Annotated in this window: 17 protein-coding genes and 1 riboswitch; of the genes, 7 read left to right on the top strand and 10 right to left on the bottom strand. The window is 71.5% G+C overall.

The window, feature by feature from the left end:
• Nucleotides 1–5 precede the first annotated feature (5 nt).
• Complete coding sequence (yhjD, locus tag FO059_RS04515; protein ID WP_143906733.1) at nucleotides 6–1,064, bottom strand: inner membrane protein YhjD; 1,059 nt, start codon at nucleotides 1,062–1,064, stop codon at nucleotides 6–8.
• Nucleotides 1,065–1,090: 26 nt separating this feature from the next.
• Nucleotides 1,091–2,167, bottom strand: coding sequence for a tryptophan--tRNA ligase (trpS, locus tag FO059_RS04510; protein ID WP_143906731.1), 1,077 nt, complete (start codon nucleotides 2,165–2,167; stop codon nucleotides 1,091–1,093).
• Nucleotides 2,168–2,314: 147 nt separating this feature from the next.
• Here trpS and FO059_RS04505 point away from each other — a divergent pair, with 147 nt between their 5' ends.
• Complete coding sequence (locus FO059_RS04505) at nucleotides 2,315–2,743, top strand: CBS domain-containing protein (protein ID WP_143906729.1); 429 nt, start codon at nucleotides 2,315–2,317, stop codon at nucleotides 2,741–2,743.
• Between the two features lie 42 nt (nucleotides 2,744–2,785).
• On the opposite strand, the gene FO059_RS04500 is transcribed toward FO059_RS04505, so the two are convergent.
• From FO059_RS04500 to FO059_RS04480, 5 genes are all read right to left on the bottom strand, one after another.
• A complete protein-coding gene (locus tag FO059_RS04500; RefSeq protein ID WP_143906727.1) occupies nucleotides 2,786–3,265 on the bottom strand; it encodes a barstar family protein in 480 nt (159 codons plus the stop codon).
• Nucleotides 3,266–3,296: 31 nt separating this feature from the next.
• Nucleotides 3,297–3,767, bottom strand: a complete 471-nt coding sequence (locus tag FO059_RS04495; protein ID WP_143906725.1) for a ribonuclease domain-containing protein — start codon at nucleotides 3,765–3,767, stop codon at nucleotides 3,297–3,299.
• Entirely contained in the window at nucleotides 3,757–4,569 is an 813-nt protein-coding gene (locus FO059_RS04490; RefSeq protein ID WP_143906723.1) for an exodeoxyribonuclease III, read from the bottom strand. The genes FO059_RS04495 and FO059_RS04490 overlap by 11 nt, the downstream gene beginning before the upstream one ends.
• 10 nt (nucleotides 4,570–4,579) lie before the next feature.
• A complete protein-coding gene (locus tag FO059_RS04485) occupies nucleotides 4,580–5,779 on the bottom strand; it encodes an MFS transporter (RefSeq protein WP_233266916.1) in 1,200 nt (399 codons plus the stop codon).
• A 205-nt stretch (nucleotides 5,780–5,984) separates the two neighbouring features.
• Complete coding sequence (locus FO059_RS04480; RefSeq protein WP_143906721.1) at nucleotides 5,985–7,208, bottom strand: NADP-dependent isocitrate dehydrogenase; 1,224 nt, start codon at nucleotides 7,206–7,208, stop codon at nucleotides 5,985–5,987.
• Nucleotides 7,209–7,598: 390 nt separating this feature from the next.
• Nucleotides 7,599–7,713, top strand: a riboswitch (SAM riboswitch).
• A 428-nt stretch (nucleotides 7,714–8,141) separates the two neighbouring features.
• On the opposite strand from FO059_RS04480, the gene FO059_RS04470 reads away from it, so the two are divergent.
• Nucleotides 8,142–9,464: a bifunctional o-acetylhomoserine/o-acetylserine sulfhydrylase gene (locus FO059_RS04470; protein WP_143906719.1), complete on the top strand. Its 1,323-nt coding sequence runs from the start codon at nucleotides 8,142–8,144 to the stop codon at nucleotides 9,462–9,464.
• Nucleotides 9,465–9,466: 2 nt separating this feature from the next.
• Nucleotides 9,467–10,612: a homoserine O-acetyltransferase MetX gene (gene metX, locus FO059_RS04465; protein ID WP_143906717.1), complete on the top strand. Its 1,146-nt coding sequence runs from the start codon at nucleotides 9,467–9,469 to the stop codon at nucleotides 10,610–10,612.
• A gap of 59 nt (nucleotides 10,613–10,671) precedes the next feature.
• Here the strand turns inward: metX and FO059_RS18635 are convergent, their stop codons facing one another.
• The 3 genes from FO059_RS18635 to FO059_RS04450 all read right to left on the bottom strand — a co-directional run bounded on the left by FO059_RS18635 (nucleotide 10,672) and on the right by FO059_RS04450 (nucleotide 13,046).
• Nucleotides 10,672–11,037, bottom strand: a complete 366-nt coding sequence (locus FO059_RS18635) for a DUF3017 domain-containing protein (RefSeq protein ID WP_143906715.1) — start codon at nucleotides 11,035–11,037, stop codon at nucleotides 10,672–10,674.
• Nucleotides 11,038–11,081: 44 nt separating this feature from the next.
• Nucleotides 11,082–11,933 carry a bifunctional methylenetetrahydrofolate dehydrogenase/methenyltetrahydrofolate cyclohydrolase gene (locus FO059_RS04455; RefSeq protein WP_199257072.1) on the bottom strand — a complete coding sequence of 284 codons (852 nt, stop codon included), beginning with the start codon at nucleotides 11,931–11,933 and terminating at the stop codon, nucleotides 11,082–11,084.
• Nucleotides 11,934–12,008: 75 nt separating this feature from the next.
• Nucleotides 12,009–13,046, bottom strand: coding sequence for a hypothetical protein (locus tag FO059_RS04450; RefSeq protein ID WP_143906711.1), 1,038 nt, complete (start codon nucleotides 13,044–13,046; stop codon nucleotides 12,009–12,011).
• Nucleotides 13,047–13,292: 246 nt separating this feature from the next.
• On the opposite strand from FO059_RS04450, the gene FO059_RS04445 reads away from it, so the two are divergent.
• From FO059_RS04445 to FO059_RS04430, 4 genes are all read left to right on the top strand, one after another.
• Complete coding sequence (locus FO059_RS04445; protein ID WP_143906709.1) at nucleotides 13,293–13,757, top strand: tRNA (cytidine(34)-2'-O)-methyltransferase; 465 nt, start codon at nucleotides 13,293–13,295, stop codon at nucleotides 13,755–13,757.
• Nucleotides 13,758–13,787: 30 nt separating this feature from the next.
• Nucleotides 13,788–15,452: an ABC-F family ATP-binding cassette domain-containing protein gene (locus FO059_RS04440; protein WP_143906706.1), complete on the top strand. Its 1,665-nt coding sequence runs from the start codon at nucleotides 13,788–13,790 to the stop codon at nucleotides 15,450–15,452.
• A 193-nt stretch (nucleotides 15,453–15,645) separates the two neighbouring features.
• Nucleotides 15,646–15,960 carry a helix-turn-helix transcriptional regulator gene (locus FO059_RS04435; RefSeq protein WP_143906704.1) on the top strand — a complete coding sequence of 105 codons (315 nt, stop codon included), beginning with the start codon at nucleotides 15,646–15,648 and terminating at the stop codon, nucleotides 15,958–15,960.
• Nucleotides 15,953–16,495, top strand: coding sequence for a hypothetical protein (locus tag FO059_RS04430; RefSeq protein WP_143906702.1), 543 nt, complete (start codon nucleotides 15,953–15,955; stop codon nucleotides 16,493–16,495). Before FO059_RS04435 ends, FO059_RS04430 begins: the two co-directional genes overlap by 8 nt.
• The last annotated feature ends 14 nt before the right edge of the window (nucleotides 16,496–16,509 follow it).

Below are 16,509 nucleotides of genomic sequence, written 5' to 3'. Positions count from 1 at the left end.
GGCGATCAGCCGCGCCGGCTCCGCGACCTCCGGCCGATCCCCCAGCCCGCGGCGGCGCCCAGGCCCGCGCCCGCGAGCGCCGCGAATCCGGCGGCGGATTCGCGCTCGTCCACCCGCGGCCGGATGACGACGGGATCGGGTACCGGCACCGGCGCCAGGTTCAGGCTCTCCTCGCTGGTGGCGGCGAAGGCCGTGGCGAACAGCGTGATCCGCGCGGTGATGTACGCGAAGACCATGATGCCGATGATGGGCCCGAACGTCGCACCCGCGGGTCCCTGGACGATATTCGCCAGATACACGACCGCGATGCGCTTGAACACCTCGAACGCGATCGCCGCCAGCAGGGCGCCCATCAGCGCGCTGCGGAGCGCCACGCGTTCCCGCGGCAAGCGCGCGATCACCCATGTGAACAGCGCCCACGAGGCCGCCACGCCCGCCAGTACGGACACCACAGTCAGCAGAACACCGGCCCCCGGCATGGCGTCGAGGCGCAGCCACTCGAGCACCTTCTTGCCCAGCGACCCGGAGCCCAGGGCGGTCACGCCCAGCGACACCACCAGCGCCACGCCCAGCCCGCCCAGCGCACCCAGGTCATGGACCTTCTTCATCAGGAAATTCGGCTGCGGGCTGGTCTGCTCCCACTGCTCGGACAGCGCGGCGCGCAGGTGCGCCATCCAGCCGAGCCCGGTGTAGAGCGCGCCCAGGATGCCCAGCACGCCCACCGCGGCACGCGAGTTGATCGCCGTATCCACCAGGTCGTTGATGGTGCCGCCCATCGACCCCGGCACGTTGTCGGTGATCTGCGTGCGCAGCTCGTCCAGCAGGTGCGCGTTGCCGGCCAGCACGAACCCCGCCACCGCGAACGCCACCATCAGCAGCGGAAACAGCGCCAGCACGGTGAAGTAGGTGACGGCGGCGGCGTAGTGGTCGCCGCGCTCGTCCTTGTAGCGGGCGGCCGCCCGCATGACGTGGTCGAACCAGGGCCACGCGGCCCGGCGCCGGTCCAGGAACGACGGACCCTTGTCCTCGTCGGTCTTCCCGGTCGCAGTGCCGCTGCGGGCCATACGGCTCAACTCCTTTCCCGCGGAGGTCAATCCCCGGAGGCGAGGAAGCCCACCCTGTCGTAGACACGCTTCAGGGTTCCCGACGCTACCGCACGCGCCCGCTCCGCGCCGCGCGAGAGGACGCGGTCGAGCTCGGCCGGGTCGGCCAGGTACCCGTCCACGGCGGAGCGCAGCGGCGTGACGAACCCGGTGAGGACCTCGGCCGTGTCGCCCTTCAGGTCGCCGTAGCCGCCGCCCGCGAAGCGCTGCTCGAGCTCGGCGATGCTGCGGCCGGACAGCGCGGAGTTGATCGTCAGCAGGTTCGACACGCCCGGCTTCTCCGCGCGGTCGAAGCGGACCTCGCTTCCGGTGTCGGTCACCGCCGACTTGATGCGCTTGGCGGAGACCTTCGGGTCGTCGAGCAGGTTGATGACGCCCTTGGGGTTGTCGCCGGACTTGCTCATCTTCTTCGTCGGCTCCTGCAGGTCGTAGACCTTCGCGAACTCCTTGATGATCGTCGCCTCCGGCACGACGAATGACTTCCCGTACCGCGCGTTGAACCGCTGCGCCAGGTCACGGGTCAGTTCCAGGTGCTGGCGCTGGTCCTCGCCCACCGGCACCAGATGCGAGCGGTAGAGCAGGATGTCCGCCGCCATGAGGATCGGATAGGTGAACAGCCCCACCCCGGTGCTCTCCGCGCCCTGCTTGGCGGACTTGTCCTTGAACTGCGTCATCCGGCCCGCCTCGCCGAACCCGGTGATGCAGTTGAGGACCCACGACAGCTCGGCGTGCTCCGGCACGTGGCTCTGCACGAACAGGGTGGACCGCTCCGGGTCGATCCCGATGGCCAGCAGCTGGGCCGCCGCCAGCCGGGTGCGCTTGCGCAGCAGCTTCGGATCCTGCGGAACAGTGATCGCGTGCATGTCCGGGATGAAGTAGAACGCGTCGTGCTCGTCCTGCAACGGCACCCACTGCCGCAGCGCGCCCAGATAGTTGCCGAGGTGGAACGAATCCGCGGTGGGCTGGATTCCGGAGAGCACCCGGGGCTTGCGGGCCGGCGCCTGGGCCGCCGGAGCCTGATCCGCTGGCGCATCGGAGGCCGGTGAAGAGGACGGTTCTGCCATGTCACCCATACTTTCACGCGCCGCTCCGCCCCCCGCCTCCGGCCGAGAGCGCGCCCGCACGGAAACCCCTGGGAAAGTGTCGTGCATCACAGTAGACTCGTGTGATCGTCGGAGGACGCTCGACAGACGCTCGACAGGGGAGTCCGCATGCGTATCGCAGACGTTCTGCAGTCCAAGGGCACCGCGGTGCTCACCGTCGCACCGGATGTGACCGTCCGCCAGGTCATCGACGACATGGCCCGCCACAACGTCGGCGCGTTCGTCGTGGTGCAGAACAACGAGGTCCTGGGGATGATCTCGGAACGCGACATCATCCGCAGGCTGCACAGGTGCGGGGCCGGCGCGCTGGGCACGCCGATCTCCGAGATCATGTCCACCACCGTGTTCACCTGCGCGTTGGACGACTCGGTGGACAGCCTCGCGGCCACCATGACCGAGCACCGCATCCGCCATCTGCCCGTCGTCGTGGAGGGATCTCTACGCGGCATAGTCAGCATCGGCGACGTGGTCAAGAGCCGCATGGACGAGCTCGAGACCGAGCGCGACCACCTCGAGTCCTACATCCACCGCGGCTGATCCCTCCGCGACGGCCGTGCGGTCCGCAGCGGGTGGGCAGCGTCAGCCCAGTTCCACCGGATCGGCGCCGAAGTCGCGCCACCGCTCCTGCACGCCGTCGGCCTCGCCGGGGGCCACCACCAGCAGCACACGGAACTCCACCTCGGCGTCGCCGTAGTGCTCCCCGTAGAACTCGAACGCGTCGACGAACCACTCGAGTTCGTCCGGCTCATCGGCCAGCAGCTCGGACGCATGCCGGATGACGACGGCGTGGCCGGACGCCTCCCCCACGATCTCGTCGAGTTCGCGCATGCACTCGTCGAAGGCGTCCTTGTTGTTGCCGAAGTAGTCGGGGAACTCGAGGGCGGCCGAGAACTCCTCGAACACCCCTCCGACGGTGTGCATGTGCTCCGCAGAGACGGTGCTCACCGCGAATCCCGCGCTCTCAAGCGCCACGATCACCTCGCCCGCCCCGGTGTCGCCCGGCCGGGCGACACCGACCAGGTGCCCGCCGGCCGCGGCGAACTTCTCGATCTCGGTCATGGCGCATCACCTCTCCTGGGGGCGGCCACCGTCAACGCATGCGCGTGAACGTCGAGTAGTGGTCGCCCGTGTACCAGGCTGAACCCTCGTCCCCTGTGACTATGCGCTCCGCGTCCCGCCCTTGGCCAGGTTTCTTCGGATTGACATCCCATTCGCTGTAGCGGATCCGGTCGCCACCGGCGTCGCGCTGCGGCAGCCGGTTCTCCCGGTTGCCGAAGCGCTGCCCGCCCTTGGTGCCGGGCGCTTCGGCTGCCTCCGGCCAGTCGCCGGCGTCGATGAGCGCGAGCGTGCTCCAGGCGGCCTCGGGGACGCCGGCCACGTGCGGATGATCGCCGGCCTGCGCCGCGGCGTGCGCGCCGGTCGCCCCGCCAACCCCGGCGGCATCGTCCGCCGGGCCGCAACCGGCCAGCAGCGCGGCGATGACGGCGAAGACCGCCACCAGCAGCGCCGCGATGCGGCCGGGCCGCCGCGCACGCCGCAGAGGGGGCCGCTCAGCGCGCATAGGTGACGGTGACGGGCGCATGATCGGACCAGCGCGTGTCGTAACTCTCCGCGCGCTCGACGACGCCCGCGGACGCCGACGACGCGAGCCCGGCCGTGGCGACGTGGTAGTCGATGCGCCAGCCCGCATCGTTGTCGAACGCCTTGCCGCGGTACGACCACCAGCTGTAGGGGCCGTCGACGTCGCCGTGCAGCGCGCGGATCACGTCCACCCAGCCCGTGTCCGCGGCGAACAGTTCGTCCAGCCACGCGCGCTCGCCCGGCAGGAAACCCGAGGACTTCTTGTTGCCCTTCCAGTTCTTCAGGTCCCGCTCGGTGTGGGCGATGTTCCAGTCGCCGCACACCACGGTGTCCCGGCCGGCCGTCGCGGCGCGCGCCATGTGCTCGGCGAACGTCGCCATGAAGCGTTCCTTCTCGTCCTGCCGCGGGGTGTCGGTCTCCCCGGACGGCAGGTACAGGCTCGCGACGGTGACGTCGCCGAAGTCCGCCTCGATGTAGCGGCCCGACGCGGCGAACTCGGGATCCCCGTGCCCGATGCGGTGGGCGTCGGCGGGCACCCGCGACAGGATGGCCACGCCGTTGCGGCCCTTCTGCTCCGGCTCGGCGGAGACGATGTGCCAGCCGTCCTCGACGGCGGGCGCGAGCGCCGCCTGCAGCTGCGCGTCGGTGGCACGCACCTCCTGCAGGCAGACCACGTCCGCCCGGGTGCCGGCCAGCCACTGGAGCAGCCCGTGCTCCTTCTTGGTGGCGGCGCGGACGCCGTTGATGTTGACGGTGCTGACGGTGAGATCGCTCTTCGACACGCTCTGAAGGCTAGTGCACCGCCGCCGGCGCGCGGTCCCGGTCCACGGACGTGCGCGCGTCGGTGCGCCGTTGCAGCGCCGCGCTCACCGCCAGGATCAGCAGGCCGGCCACCGCCAGCCCGGCGCCCACCGCCGCCGGGGCGGTGTAGCCGAGGCCCGCGGCGATGACGACCCCGCCCAGCCACGCCCCGCCCGCGTTGGCGACGTTGAGCGCCGAATGGTTGAGCGCGGCGGCCAGGCTCTGGGCGTCGGCGGCGACGTCCATGAGCCGCGTCTGCAGCGCGGGGACCATCGCCGCCCCGGAGGCCCCCACCAGGAACACGGCGGCGAGCGCGGTCACCGGGTTGTGCACGGCCACGACGAACAGGGCCATCACGACGGCGATGAGGGCGAGCATCGCGAACATCGACGGCATGAGCGCCCGGTCGGCCAGGCGCCCGCCGACGAGGTTGCCCGCGACCATGCCGAGCCCGTAGAGCGCCAACGCCAGCGGTACCAGCGCCGAGGGCACGCCGGCGACGTCGGTGAGCGTGGTCGCGATGTAGGTGTAGACGGCGAACATGCCGCCGAATCCGACCATCCCGACGGCCAGAGTCAGCCACACCTGCGGGCGCCGCAGCGCTCCGAGTTCGGCCCGGGGACTCGACGAGGGCGCCGCCGCCATGGGCGGCACCCAGCGCAGCAGCGCCGCCATCGTCGCCAGCCCGATCACGGCGACCAGGCCGAACGCGCTGCGCCACCCCAGCTGCTGGCCCATCGCCGAGGCGAGCGGGACGCCCACCACGTTGGCCACGGACAGGCCGAGCATCACCGTGGCCACCGCCTTCGCGCGTTTGCCGGAGCCCGCGAGTTGCGCGGCGACCAGCGACGCCACCCCGAAGTAGGCGCCGTGCGGCAGCCCCGCGAGAAAGCGCGACACGATGAGCACGTCCATGCCCGGCGCCAGCACCGTGACGGCGTTGCCCACGGTGAACGCGACCATCAGCGCCACCAGCAGTCGCCGCCGGTCCACGCGCGCGGTGAGCGCCGAGATCGTCGGTGCGCCCACCACCACGCCCAGGGCGTAGGCGGAGATGACGTGCCCGGCCGTCGGCTCGGACACCCCCATGCCGTCCGCGATCTGCGGCAGCAGCCCCATCGCCACGAACTCGGTGGTGCCGATGCCGAAGCCGCCGAGCGCGAGCGCCGTCATCGCCGGTCGCACGGACATGCGGGCACCGCCTTCCTGAATGTTCGAGTACCGGCGGGCGAGGGCCCACACGCACGGTCAACGGGGCGCGGGCGCGCGGGCATTCCGGGAACCGGCGTGAGCCGCACCACGGTGCCGGGGCTCCGGACGCACGACAACGGCCGGGGCCCGTGGGCCCCGGCCGATCCTCCGCCGTCGGGTGCCGCTCTGCGCGAGCGGCGGTGCGTCAGGCGCGGGCCTTCGCGGCCTTCAGGTTGTCGTCGAGCGCACCGAGGAACTCCTCGGTGGTCAGGTAGCCCTGGTCGCCGCCGACGAGCATCGCCAGGTCCTTGGTCATCTTGCCGCTCTCGACGGTCTTGATGACGACGTCCTCGAGCAGATGGCAGAACTCCACCACGTCGGGGGTGTTGTCGAGCTTGCCGCGGTGCTCCAGGCCCCGGGTCCAGGCGAAGATGGACGCGATGGGGTTGGTCGAGGTCGGCTTGCCCTGCTGGTGCTGGCGGTAGTGCCGGGTGACGGTGCCATGCGCGGCCTCGGCCTCGACGGTCCGGCCGTCCGGCGTCATGAGCACCGAGGTCATCAGGCCCAGCGAACCGTAGCCCTGCGCGACGGTGTCGGACTGGACGTCGCCGTCGTAGTTCTTGCAGGCCCAGACGTAGCCGCCCTCCCACTTGAGCGCGGAGGCGACCATGTCGTCGATCAGGCGGTGCTCGTAGGTGAGCCCGGCGGCGTCGAACTCCGCCTTGAACTCCTCCTCGTAGATGCGCTGGAACTCGTCCTTGAACATGCCGTCGTAGGCCTTGAGGATCGTGTTCTTCGTCGACAGGTACACGGGGTAGTTCTGCTGCAGGCCGTAGGACAGCGATGCGCGGGCGAAGTCCTGGATCGACTTCTTGTAGTTGTACATCCCCATGACGACGCCGCCGTCCTCGGGGATCTTGCACACCTCGTGCTGGATCGGCTCGCTGCCGTCCTCGGGCGTGTAGGTGATGGTGACCGTGCCGGCGCCGGGGACCTTGAAGTCGGTGGCGCGGTACTGGTCGCCGAAGGCGTGACGGCCCACGACCACCGGCTTGGTCCAGCCGGGGACCAGGCGCGGCACGTTGGAGATGATGATGGGCGCGCGGAAGATCGTGCCGCCGAGGATGTTGCGGATGGTGCCGTTGGGCGACCGCCACATCTTCTTGAGCCCGAACTCCTCCACGCGCGCCTCGTCGGGCGTGATGGTGGCGCACTTGACGCCCGCGCCGTGCTTTTTGATGGCGTTCGCCGCGTCGACGGTCACCTGGTCGTCCGTCGCATCACGGTGCTCGACGCCCAGGTCGTAGTACTCCAGGTTCACATCCAGGTACGGATGGACCAGCTTGTCCTTGATGAACTGCCAGATGATGCGGGTCATCTCGTCGCCATCGAGCTCGACGACGGTTCCCTCGACCTTGATCTTGGACATGTGGTCCGCGTCCTCCTAGACAAGCCTGTTCAACTCGCGCAGCGCGGCCCATCTTGTGGATGCACGCCCGACGGCCGACTGCAAGGCGACCGCGCGGCGCGCGTGCTCTCAGGCACCGGCCGTACTGACATACTCCGTCATGTAGCAGATTAGTACCCCGGGTCACAGGAGCGGTCACGTGGTGACGTGATACGCACCGGAATCCGGGCGGGTGCGCACGGGGCACAGGACCCGGCCGTGCACACCGCACGTTCTGCAGTACGAGCGTACTCGATAGCCGGCGCCGGGCACCCCTTCAGGTCCCGGTGACTACAACAGGTCCGGATCCCGGCCCCCCGCCGGGACGGACCAGTTGAAACCGCACCCGCGTATACGGCTAAGATCGGGTCAGGTCATGAGCGTCAGCGTCAAGCCCCGGCTGGCTGGCCGGCAACCCTCCAACCGCGGTGGGGTGCCCCGGGTGATGACCAGGTCGTCCGTGGACACCGCGTCGGCATCGCCGGCTGTGCGCACCACGGCACAGGCGAGGCATCCGTCGAACGGGTGGCCGTTGCGGACGACAAGCGCGGGCCCGCTGGGGCGGGCCCACAAAGAAGGGGTAAGCCCCAACGGAGGTTCACACATGTGTTGTCGTAGCTGACGGAAGTGCCGACCCCCGCATCTCCGTCGTCGCCCCGGGCCCGGCCCGCAGGCCGCGACGCGATGCACCCTGCCCGACGGCTCCGTCCGCCCTCGCCGGCGGAGCCCGCGCACGATCCCCGGCAGAAGGCCACCGTGCCGAGCCGGGCTCCGCACAGCGGCGGATCCCACCGGGTCCCGCCGGAACGCGGCGATCCACGCGCGGGCCCGCGGCCCGAGCCGCCCGGAGCCATCCGCCACCTGCCCCGCACGCCCATCGGGCGGCGCGGCGAACCAGCCCCCTGGAGCGCATCGATGACCGAGACCACCGATCCCACCGCCAACTGGTCCTTCGAGACCAAGCAGGTCCACACCGGCTACACCCCGGACCCCACCACCAAGGCGACGGCGCTGCCGATCTACCAGACCACGTCGTACCAGTTCGACAGCACCGATCACGCCGAGGCCCTGTTCTCGCTGGCCGAGCCCGGCAACATCTACACCCGCATCATGAATCCCACCGTGGATGCGGTCGAGCAGCGCATCGCCGCGCTCGAGGGCGGCGTCGCAGGGCTGCTGCTGTCCTCCGGCCAGTCGGCCACCATGTATTCGCTGCTCAACATCGCCGGCGCCGGCGACCACGTCGTCTCCAGCCCGCACATCTACGGCGGCACGTTCAACCTGTTCCACTACACGCTGCGCAAGATCGGCGTGGACGTGAGCTTCGTCGACGACCCCGACGACATCGCGCAGTGGCGCGCCGCCATCAAGCCGAACACCAAGGCGCTGTTCGGCGAGACCATCGGCAACCCGCGCGGCGACGTCCTCGACCTGCCCGGCATCTCCGGGGTGGCGCGGGAGGCCGGCGTCCCGCTGATCGTCGACAACACGATCGCCACCCCGTACCTGCTCAACCCGCTCGAGCACGGCGCCAACGTGGTCGTGCACTCGGCCACCAAGTACCTCGGCGGCCACGGGACGACGATCAACGGCGTCATCGTCGACGGCGGCAACTTCGACTGGACCGTCACGCAGGCCGACGGCACGCCCCGGTTCCCCGGGTTCACCGAGCCGGACGAGAGCTACCACGGCGTCGTCTACGCGGATCTCGGAGCGCCCGCGTTCGCCCTCAAGGCGCGCGTGCAGCTGCTCCGCGACATGGGCAATGCCCCCTCGCCGTTCAACGCGTTCCTCACGGCGCAGGGCCTGGAGACGCTGAGCCTGCGCGTCGAGCGGCACGTGGCCAACGCGCAGCGCGTCGCCGAATTCCTCGAGGCCCGCAGCGAGGTCGAATCCGTCTCCTACGCCGGCCTGGCCTCCTCGCAGTGGCACGAGCGCGGCAAGAAGCTGCTGCCCCGCGGGACCGGCGCCGTGCTCACCTTCAACATCGCCGGCGGCGAGAAGGCCGCGCGGGCCTTCATCGACGCGCTCACCCTGCACAGCCACGTGGCCAACATGGGCGACGTCCGCTCGCTGGTCGTCCACCCCTGGTCCACCACCCACCAGCAGCTCTCCGAGGCCGAGCGCGAGGCCGCAGGCGTCTACGCCGGCCAGGTGCGCCTGTGCGTGGGCATCGAGGGCATCGACGACATCCTCGCGGACCTGGCGACCGGCTTCGCCGCGGCGGCTGCATCTTGACCATGAGCACGGTCCACCCTGCCCGTCCGGCGTCGCTCCCGTCGCCGGACGGGCAGCAGGGCGCCGTCGAGATCGGACCGCTGGTCCTCGACTGCGGCGTCCGGCTCCCCCAGGTCACCATCGCGTTCCAGCGGTGGGGCGAGCTCAACGCCGCGCGCGACAACGTGGTGCTCGCGCTGCACGCGCTGACCGGGGACACCCACGCCGCCGGTCCCGCGGACGACCGGCACGCGTCGCCGGGCTGGTGGAACGGGCTGATCGGCCCCGGCCTGGCCCTCGACACCGACGAGTGGTGCGTGATCACCACCAACTCGCTCGGCGGCTGCAACGGCAGCACCGGGCCGTCGTCGCCCGCTCCGGACGGGCGCCCCTGGGGCTCGCGGTTCCCGTACCTGTCCATCCGCGACCAGGTGCGCGCCGAAGCCCGCGCGCTCGAAGAGCTCGGCATCGACCGCGTCGCCTCCGTGATGGGCGGCTCGATGGGCGGCGCCCGCGCGCTCGAATGGGAGGTCACCTATCCCGAGCGGGTCGACTCGGCGCTGATCCTCGCCGTCGGCGCCCGCGCCACGGCGGACCAGATCGGCACGCAGACCACGCAGCTCGAGGCCATCCGCCGCGACCCCGACTGGCAGGGCGGCGACTTCTACGGCACCAGCCTGCGGCCCGACACCGGCCTCAGGCTGGCGCGGCGGTTCGCGCACCTGAGCTACCGCACCGAGTTCGAGCTGGACGAGCGCTTCGCCAACGCGGGCCAGCTGGACGAGGATCCGCTCAAGGACGGCCGCTACGCGGTGCAGAGCTACCTGGAGTACCAGGCGGACAAGTTCGTCGGGCGATTCGACCCCGGCAGCTACGTGATCCTCACCGAATCACTCAACCGGCACGACGTGGGACGCGACCGCGGCGGCGTGCAGGCCGCGCTGGCCGGCTGCAGCGTGCCCACCATCGTGGCCGGCTGGGACTCCGACCGGCTCTACCCCATCCGCCTGCAGGCCGAGATCGCCGAGTACCTGGCCGGATGCGTCGAGTTCCTGCAGTACGAGAGCCGCTACGGGCACGACGCGTTCCTCATCGAATTCGACGCGGTCGACGCTGCGATCTGCAAGACGATGGAGCTGGCGCGCAAGGCGGCCGCCGCGCGGCGCTGACGCGGGGGTGTTTCTTCGCGGGGTGGCGACGGACCGCGGGCGGGATGACGGCCGCCCGGCTACCCGGTGCCCAGCGACTCGATGGACAGGCCCAGCCAGATGATCAACCCGCCGAACGCGGTGAGCGTGGCCACGTCGAACGCCCGGCTCCGCACCGCCAGGACCCCCACCCGCTCCGGCGAGAGCACCAGGCGCACCACCGCCGCCACCAGTGTGACCAGGCCGAACAGCACGGTGCCGCGGCGCCACCGGTCCATCGCCACCAGCACCATCGCCGCGAACAGCCCGCAGCCGATCAGTATCAGCGGCAGATGGATGGTGCGCAGCCGGTAGAGGAGCGTCGTCGGCGGACCCGTCGGCGCGGCGATGCGGCTGGGCACGGCCTTGCCCGCCCCCGGACCGCCCCCGTCACCCGCGTCGCTCATCGCGTCTCTCCTGCTGTGTGTCAGGCCTGCCCTGGGTCGTCGACTTATCCGGCGTCCCGTTCGGCACGCTCGACCACATTCTGCAGCAGGAAGGCCCGAGTGAGCGGCCCGACGCCGCCCGGGTTCGGCGACACGTGGCCGGCCACCTCCCACACGGCCTTGTCGACGTCGCCCACCAAGCCGGCGTCGGTGCGCGTGACCCCCACGTCGAGCACCGCGGCGCCCGGCTTGACCATGTCCGCCGTGATGAGCCCGGGCTTTCCGGCTGCGGCGATGACGATGTCCGCGCGCCGCACCTCGGCCGCGAGGTCCTTCGTACCCGTGTGGCAGAGGGTGACCGTGGCGTTCTCGGTGCGCCGGGTGAACAGCAGCCCGATCGGCCGGCCCACCGTGACCCCGCGGCCGACGACCACCACGTGCGCGCCGGCGATCGGCACCTCGTAGCGGCGCAGCAGGTGCAGGATCCCCCGCGGAGTGCACGGCAGCGCAGCCTCCTTGCCCAGCACCAGCCGGCCGAGGTTCATCGGGTGCAGGCCGTCGGCGTCCTTGTCCGGGTCCACCGCCTCCAGCGCCTCGTTCTCGTCGAGGTGGTCCGGCAGGGGCAGCTGCACGATGTAGCCGGTGCACTCGGGGTTGCCGTTGAGCTCCGCGATGGTGTCCAGCAGCTGCTCCCGGCTGACGTCGGCAGGCAGATCCCGGCGCAGCGAGGTGATGCCCACCTTGGCGCAGTCGTTGTGCTTGCCGCGCACGTAGGCGTGCGAGCCCGGGTCGTCCCCCACGAGGATCGTGCCCAGGCCGGGCGTGATGCCCTTCGCCGCCAGCGCCGCCACCCGGGTGGTGAGGTCGGCGAAGAGTTCGTCGCGGGTCAGCTTGCCGTCCAGAGTCGTCGCAGTCACCATGCCATTCTGGCAGGTCCGCAACAGGCCCGACGGGGCGGTCAGCGTGGACCCGCGGCGGCGGCGACGGATAGGTCACCGCGCCCGGTACTGCAGCACCTTCTCCTCGGCGAGCCGCGTCGCGTCCTGTGTGATGACGAGGGCGCCGGGGCTGATCGTGTACTCCACGCCGTCGTTGGTCGCGGCGAAGCCGGAACCCGAGGGCACCGGGTCATCGATCTCGATCGCCGCGCCGTCCTCCAACCGCACGCCCTTGTAGTAGAAACGGCCGACGCCGGTCCGGCAGATCACCACCAGCGACCGGCCGGTGCGGGCGGTCACGACGGCCGGGTCGTCGGAATTGCAGCGCGCCGACGCGCGGCCGACGAAACCCTGACCGTCGGTGGGCAGGTCGCCGCCGCGCACTGGAGGCGGGGTGGTCGCCGGCGGGGCCGTGGCGGGGGCCGCGCCGGTGGGCACCAGCCGCAACCGCTCGACGCGCACGGCCAGGTCGCCGGGCAGGATCGTCAGATAGCCGGGCCCTGAAACGTTGTCGTTGGCGATGATGCACTGCATTTCGCCGGTGGTGCAGGACAACCGTTCCCAGTAGCCCGCCGTACCGCCGACCGGTGACACCGCGTACTCGCCGGGCTGGATGTCGGAGCCCACCTTGAAGATTCCGCTCGCGGGCAGCACGCCGGTGTCCGCGGTGGGCGTCGGGGCCGCTGCCGTGGTCGGAGCCGTCCCTGCGGCCGGCGCGGAGGCTTCGCCGGTGGCCGGAGCGGGCGCAGTGACCGCGCCGGCATTGTCGGCCGTGTCGCGACCGCCGACCAGCTCCACCACGAGCGCCACGATGAGAGCCGCCACCGCCAGCACCGCGACGGCGCCGACCACCCACGGCCACCGCTTCTTCGGCGGCGGGGACGGCGGGGGCGGCGGCGCGGCATAGCCGTAGCCGTATGCCTGCTCCTGCGGGTAGGGCCGCTGCAGCGGGATCTGCTGCGTGGGATCGTCCTGGGCGTATCCGGGGTGGCCGTACGGGGTCTGCGAATAGGCGATGGGGGTGTCGTCGTCCGGCGGGCCGTCACCGGACGGATGCTCGGGATCGGGCGGCGGCTGCGGCGGCACGGACATCGCTGACCCTCCTGGAGCGTCTCGGCAGGTATGACGACCGTAGTCCGAGCCCCGCCCGCTCCGGGCCCGAAGCCCCGTCATCACCGCCGCTTCACACAGAAGCTCCTGCGGACGGATCGTGGTTCTGCACTTGCCAGGGGAATCTCCGGCGTCCGCGGGACGAAGCCGGGGCACGGGCCCACCACGCCCGAACTTCGAGCGCGACGCCGAGCAACCCCCGCCGCGCCGAGTGGCATCCTGTACCCCGTGCTCAAAGTGATGTTCCACCAGCCGCTCATCCCGCCGAACACCGGCAACGCGATCCGCATGGTCGCCGGCACCGGGGCGGAGCTGCACCTGGTGGAGCCGATGGGGTTCGACCTGTCGGACAAGCATCTGCGGCGGGCCGGGCTCGACTACCACGACCTGGCCCGGGTGTTCGTGCACCCGGACGTGGAGTCGGCGTGGGCGGCGGTCGCCCCGGGGCGGGTGTTCGCGTTCACCACCCACACCACCACGTCGTTCGCGCAGGTGGAGTACCGGGACGGCGACGTGCTGCTGTTCGGCTCGGAGACGACGGGTCTCCCGCAGGAGGTGCTCGACGATCCGCACGTCACCGCGCACGTCCGCATTCCGATGATTCCGGGCCGGCGGTCGATGAACCTGTCGAACTCGGCGGCCGTCGCCTGCTATGAGGCGTGGCGGCAGCTGGGCTATCCCGGCGGCGTCTGAACCGTCGGCCCGCGCGGTCATACTGTCCGTGTGAGCGCACTCCTGCAGGCCACCGGCCTCTCCGCCGCCCATGGCGACCGCACCCTGTTCTCCGGCCTCGACCTCACGGTGGGCCCCGGCGACGTGGTGGGGCTCGTCGGCGCCAACGGGGCGGGCAAGTCGACGCTGCTGCGGATGCTCGCCGCGGCCACCCGCACCGACAACGCAGGAACGGAAACAGGCACGGTCACGCTGACCCCGCCCGGCGCGTCCGTCGGCCACCTCGCGCAGGAGCACGAGCGCCGACCTGGCGAGTCGGTGCTCGGCTTCATCGCGCGCCGCACGGGCGTCGCCGATGCCGAGGCCGCCATGAACGCCGCCGCCGAGTCGCTGGCCGACGGCGGCGCCGAGGACCACTACACCCCCGCCTTGGAGCGCTGGCTGGCGCTGGGCGGCGCCGACCTGCCCGAGCGCGCCGCGGCCGTCGCCGCCGACCTGGGGCTGCGCGCCCCGACCGGCGACGCCGACCCGCTCGACGCCCCGATGACGGGACTGTCCGGCGGGCAGGCGGCGCGCGCGGCCCTCGCGGCTCTGCTGCTCTCGCGCTACGACCTGCTGCTGCTCGACGAGCCGACCAACGACCTCGACCTGGACGGCCTGGCTCTACTCGAACGGTTCGTCGCCGACACCCGCGTGGGCCTGGTGGTGGTGAGCCACGACCGCGAGTTCCTGGCGCGCACCGTCACCCGGGTGGTGGAGCTGGACCTGGCCCAGCAGTCGGTGGACGTCTACGACGGCGGCTACGAGGCGTACCTGGCGGAACGGGCGGTGGCACGCCGGCACGCCCGCGAGGCCTACGACGAGTACGCGGACACCCGCTCGCGGCTCGAGGACCGCGCCCAGATGCAGCGCAACTGGCTCTCGCAGGGCGTGCGCAACGCGCGCCGCAAGGCCGGCGACAGCGACAAGATGGGCCGCCGTCTGCGCGCCGAGTCGTCCGAGAAGCAGGCGGCCAAGGCGCGGCAGACGCAGCGCGCGATCGAGCGACTCGACGTGGTGGAGGAGCCGCGCAAGGAGTGGGAGCTGCGCATGACCATCGCGCCCGCGCCCCGCAGCGGCACCGTCGTCGCCACCGCGTCGGGCGCCGTCGTGCACCGCGGCGACTTCACCCTGGGACCGGTGTCGGCTCAGGTGAACTGGGGCGACCGCATCGTCATCACCGGCGCCAACGGGGCGGGCAAGTCGACGCTGCTGGCCCTGCTGCTCGGCACGGCCTCCCCGGACGAGGGCGCCGCGGCTCTCGGTTCGGGCGTGCGGGTGGGCGAGATCGACCAGGCACGCGGCGCCTTCGCGGGGCCCGAGCCACTGGCGGAGGCGTTCGGCGCGGCGGTGCCCGACTGGCCCGACGCCGACGTTCGCACGCTGCTGGCCAAGTTCGGGCTGCGGGCGGCGCAAGTGGGGCGCCCGGCCGCGTCGCTGTCCCCCGGCGAGCGCACCCGCGCCGCGCTGGCGCTTCTGCAGGCGCGCGGCGCCAACCTGCTGGTGCTCGACGAGCCCACCAACCACCTCGACCTGCCCGCCATCGAGCAACTCGAGCAGGCTCTGGACGCGTACGAGGGCACGCTGCTGCTGGTGACGCACGACAGGCGGATGCTCGACGCGGTGCACGCCACCGCTCGCTGGGAGGTCGCGGACGGCCGGGTGCGCGAGGCCTGACGGGGCGGCCGGCCTCGATCCGAGCACCGGCTGCGCACGCCGAGCACGCATTCGCAAGGGCCCGGCGGGAAACGGCGCTCGGATCGCCGGGGACGCCCGGGCCGCAGCCGCCCGCCACCCCCTCCATCGCGAATACCTATCAGGTAATTGTTTCCGGTTGCACAATCGTTGGGTTTATACAACACTTTGTTCTGTGAGTGCTGCACGCAGGGGAAGCACACCCCCCATCCACAACCGGGTCGGCGTGCTGCGCGCCGACAGGCGGATGTCGCGCGCACAGCTGGCCGAGCTGGTCTCGGTGAACCCGCAGACGATCGGCGCGCTGGAACGCGGCGACCACTACCCCAGCCTGGACCTGGCGCTGCGCATCTGCGAGGTCTTCGCCCTGCCCGTCGAGGCGGTGTTCTCCCGCACGGAGTTCGCGCCCCTCGCCCAGAGCCTCCATCCCGCACCAGAGACCGGCCGGACCGGCGGATCCGGCCCGGAAGGCGGTAACCATCATGACTGACTTCGGCGCCGTCGAGCGCTATCAGGCCTATCGCACGCGCAGATTCCTCGAACAGCAGCGGCGCTTCAGCACCCGGCTGCGGCGCCTGCGCACGCGGCCCGCACGTCGCACGCTCGTCGTTCTGCTGTGCGCGCTGTACGCGGCGATGATTATCATCGCCGTCCTCACCTACTGGGACATCACCGCCGCCTACTGGTCGTGGCTGGGCGCGACGGCGGCGCTGCTCGTGCTGTGGCCGGCGGTGCAGATCGTCTCCGGCCGCCAGGGCGACGCCCCGCGTGATGCGCTCGACGAGTACGAGCTGCAGCTGCGCAACAGCGCCCGCTCGATCGGCCTGACCATCACGCAGATCGCCGCGTTCGTGCCCGCCGCAGTGCTGATCTTCATCACCAGCGGCGGCGGGGGTTCGCCCCAGCTCGCCTACATGGGCGGCCTGCTAGTGGTGACGGCGCTGCTCATCGGCGGCACGTCGCCGACGCTGATCCTCGCCTGGACTCGCCCCGACCCCGAGCCGGAGGACGGCGTGATCGACTGATCCCCGCGCCCCGC

Source organism: Tomitella fengzijianii, from assembly GCF_007559025.1.
Lineage (GTDB): Bacteria > Actinomycetota > Actinomycetes > Mycobacteriales > Mycobacteriaceae > Tomitella > Tomitella fengzijianii.
The sequence above is the reverse complement of the archived record's forward strand: the minus strand, read 5'-3'. Positions and strand labels throughout refer to the sequence as shown.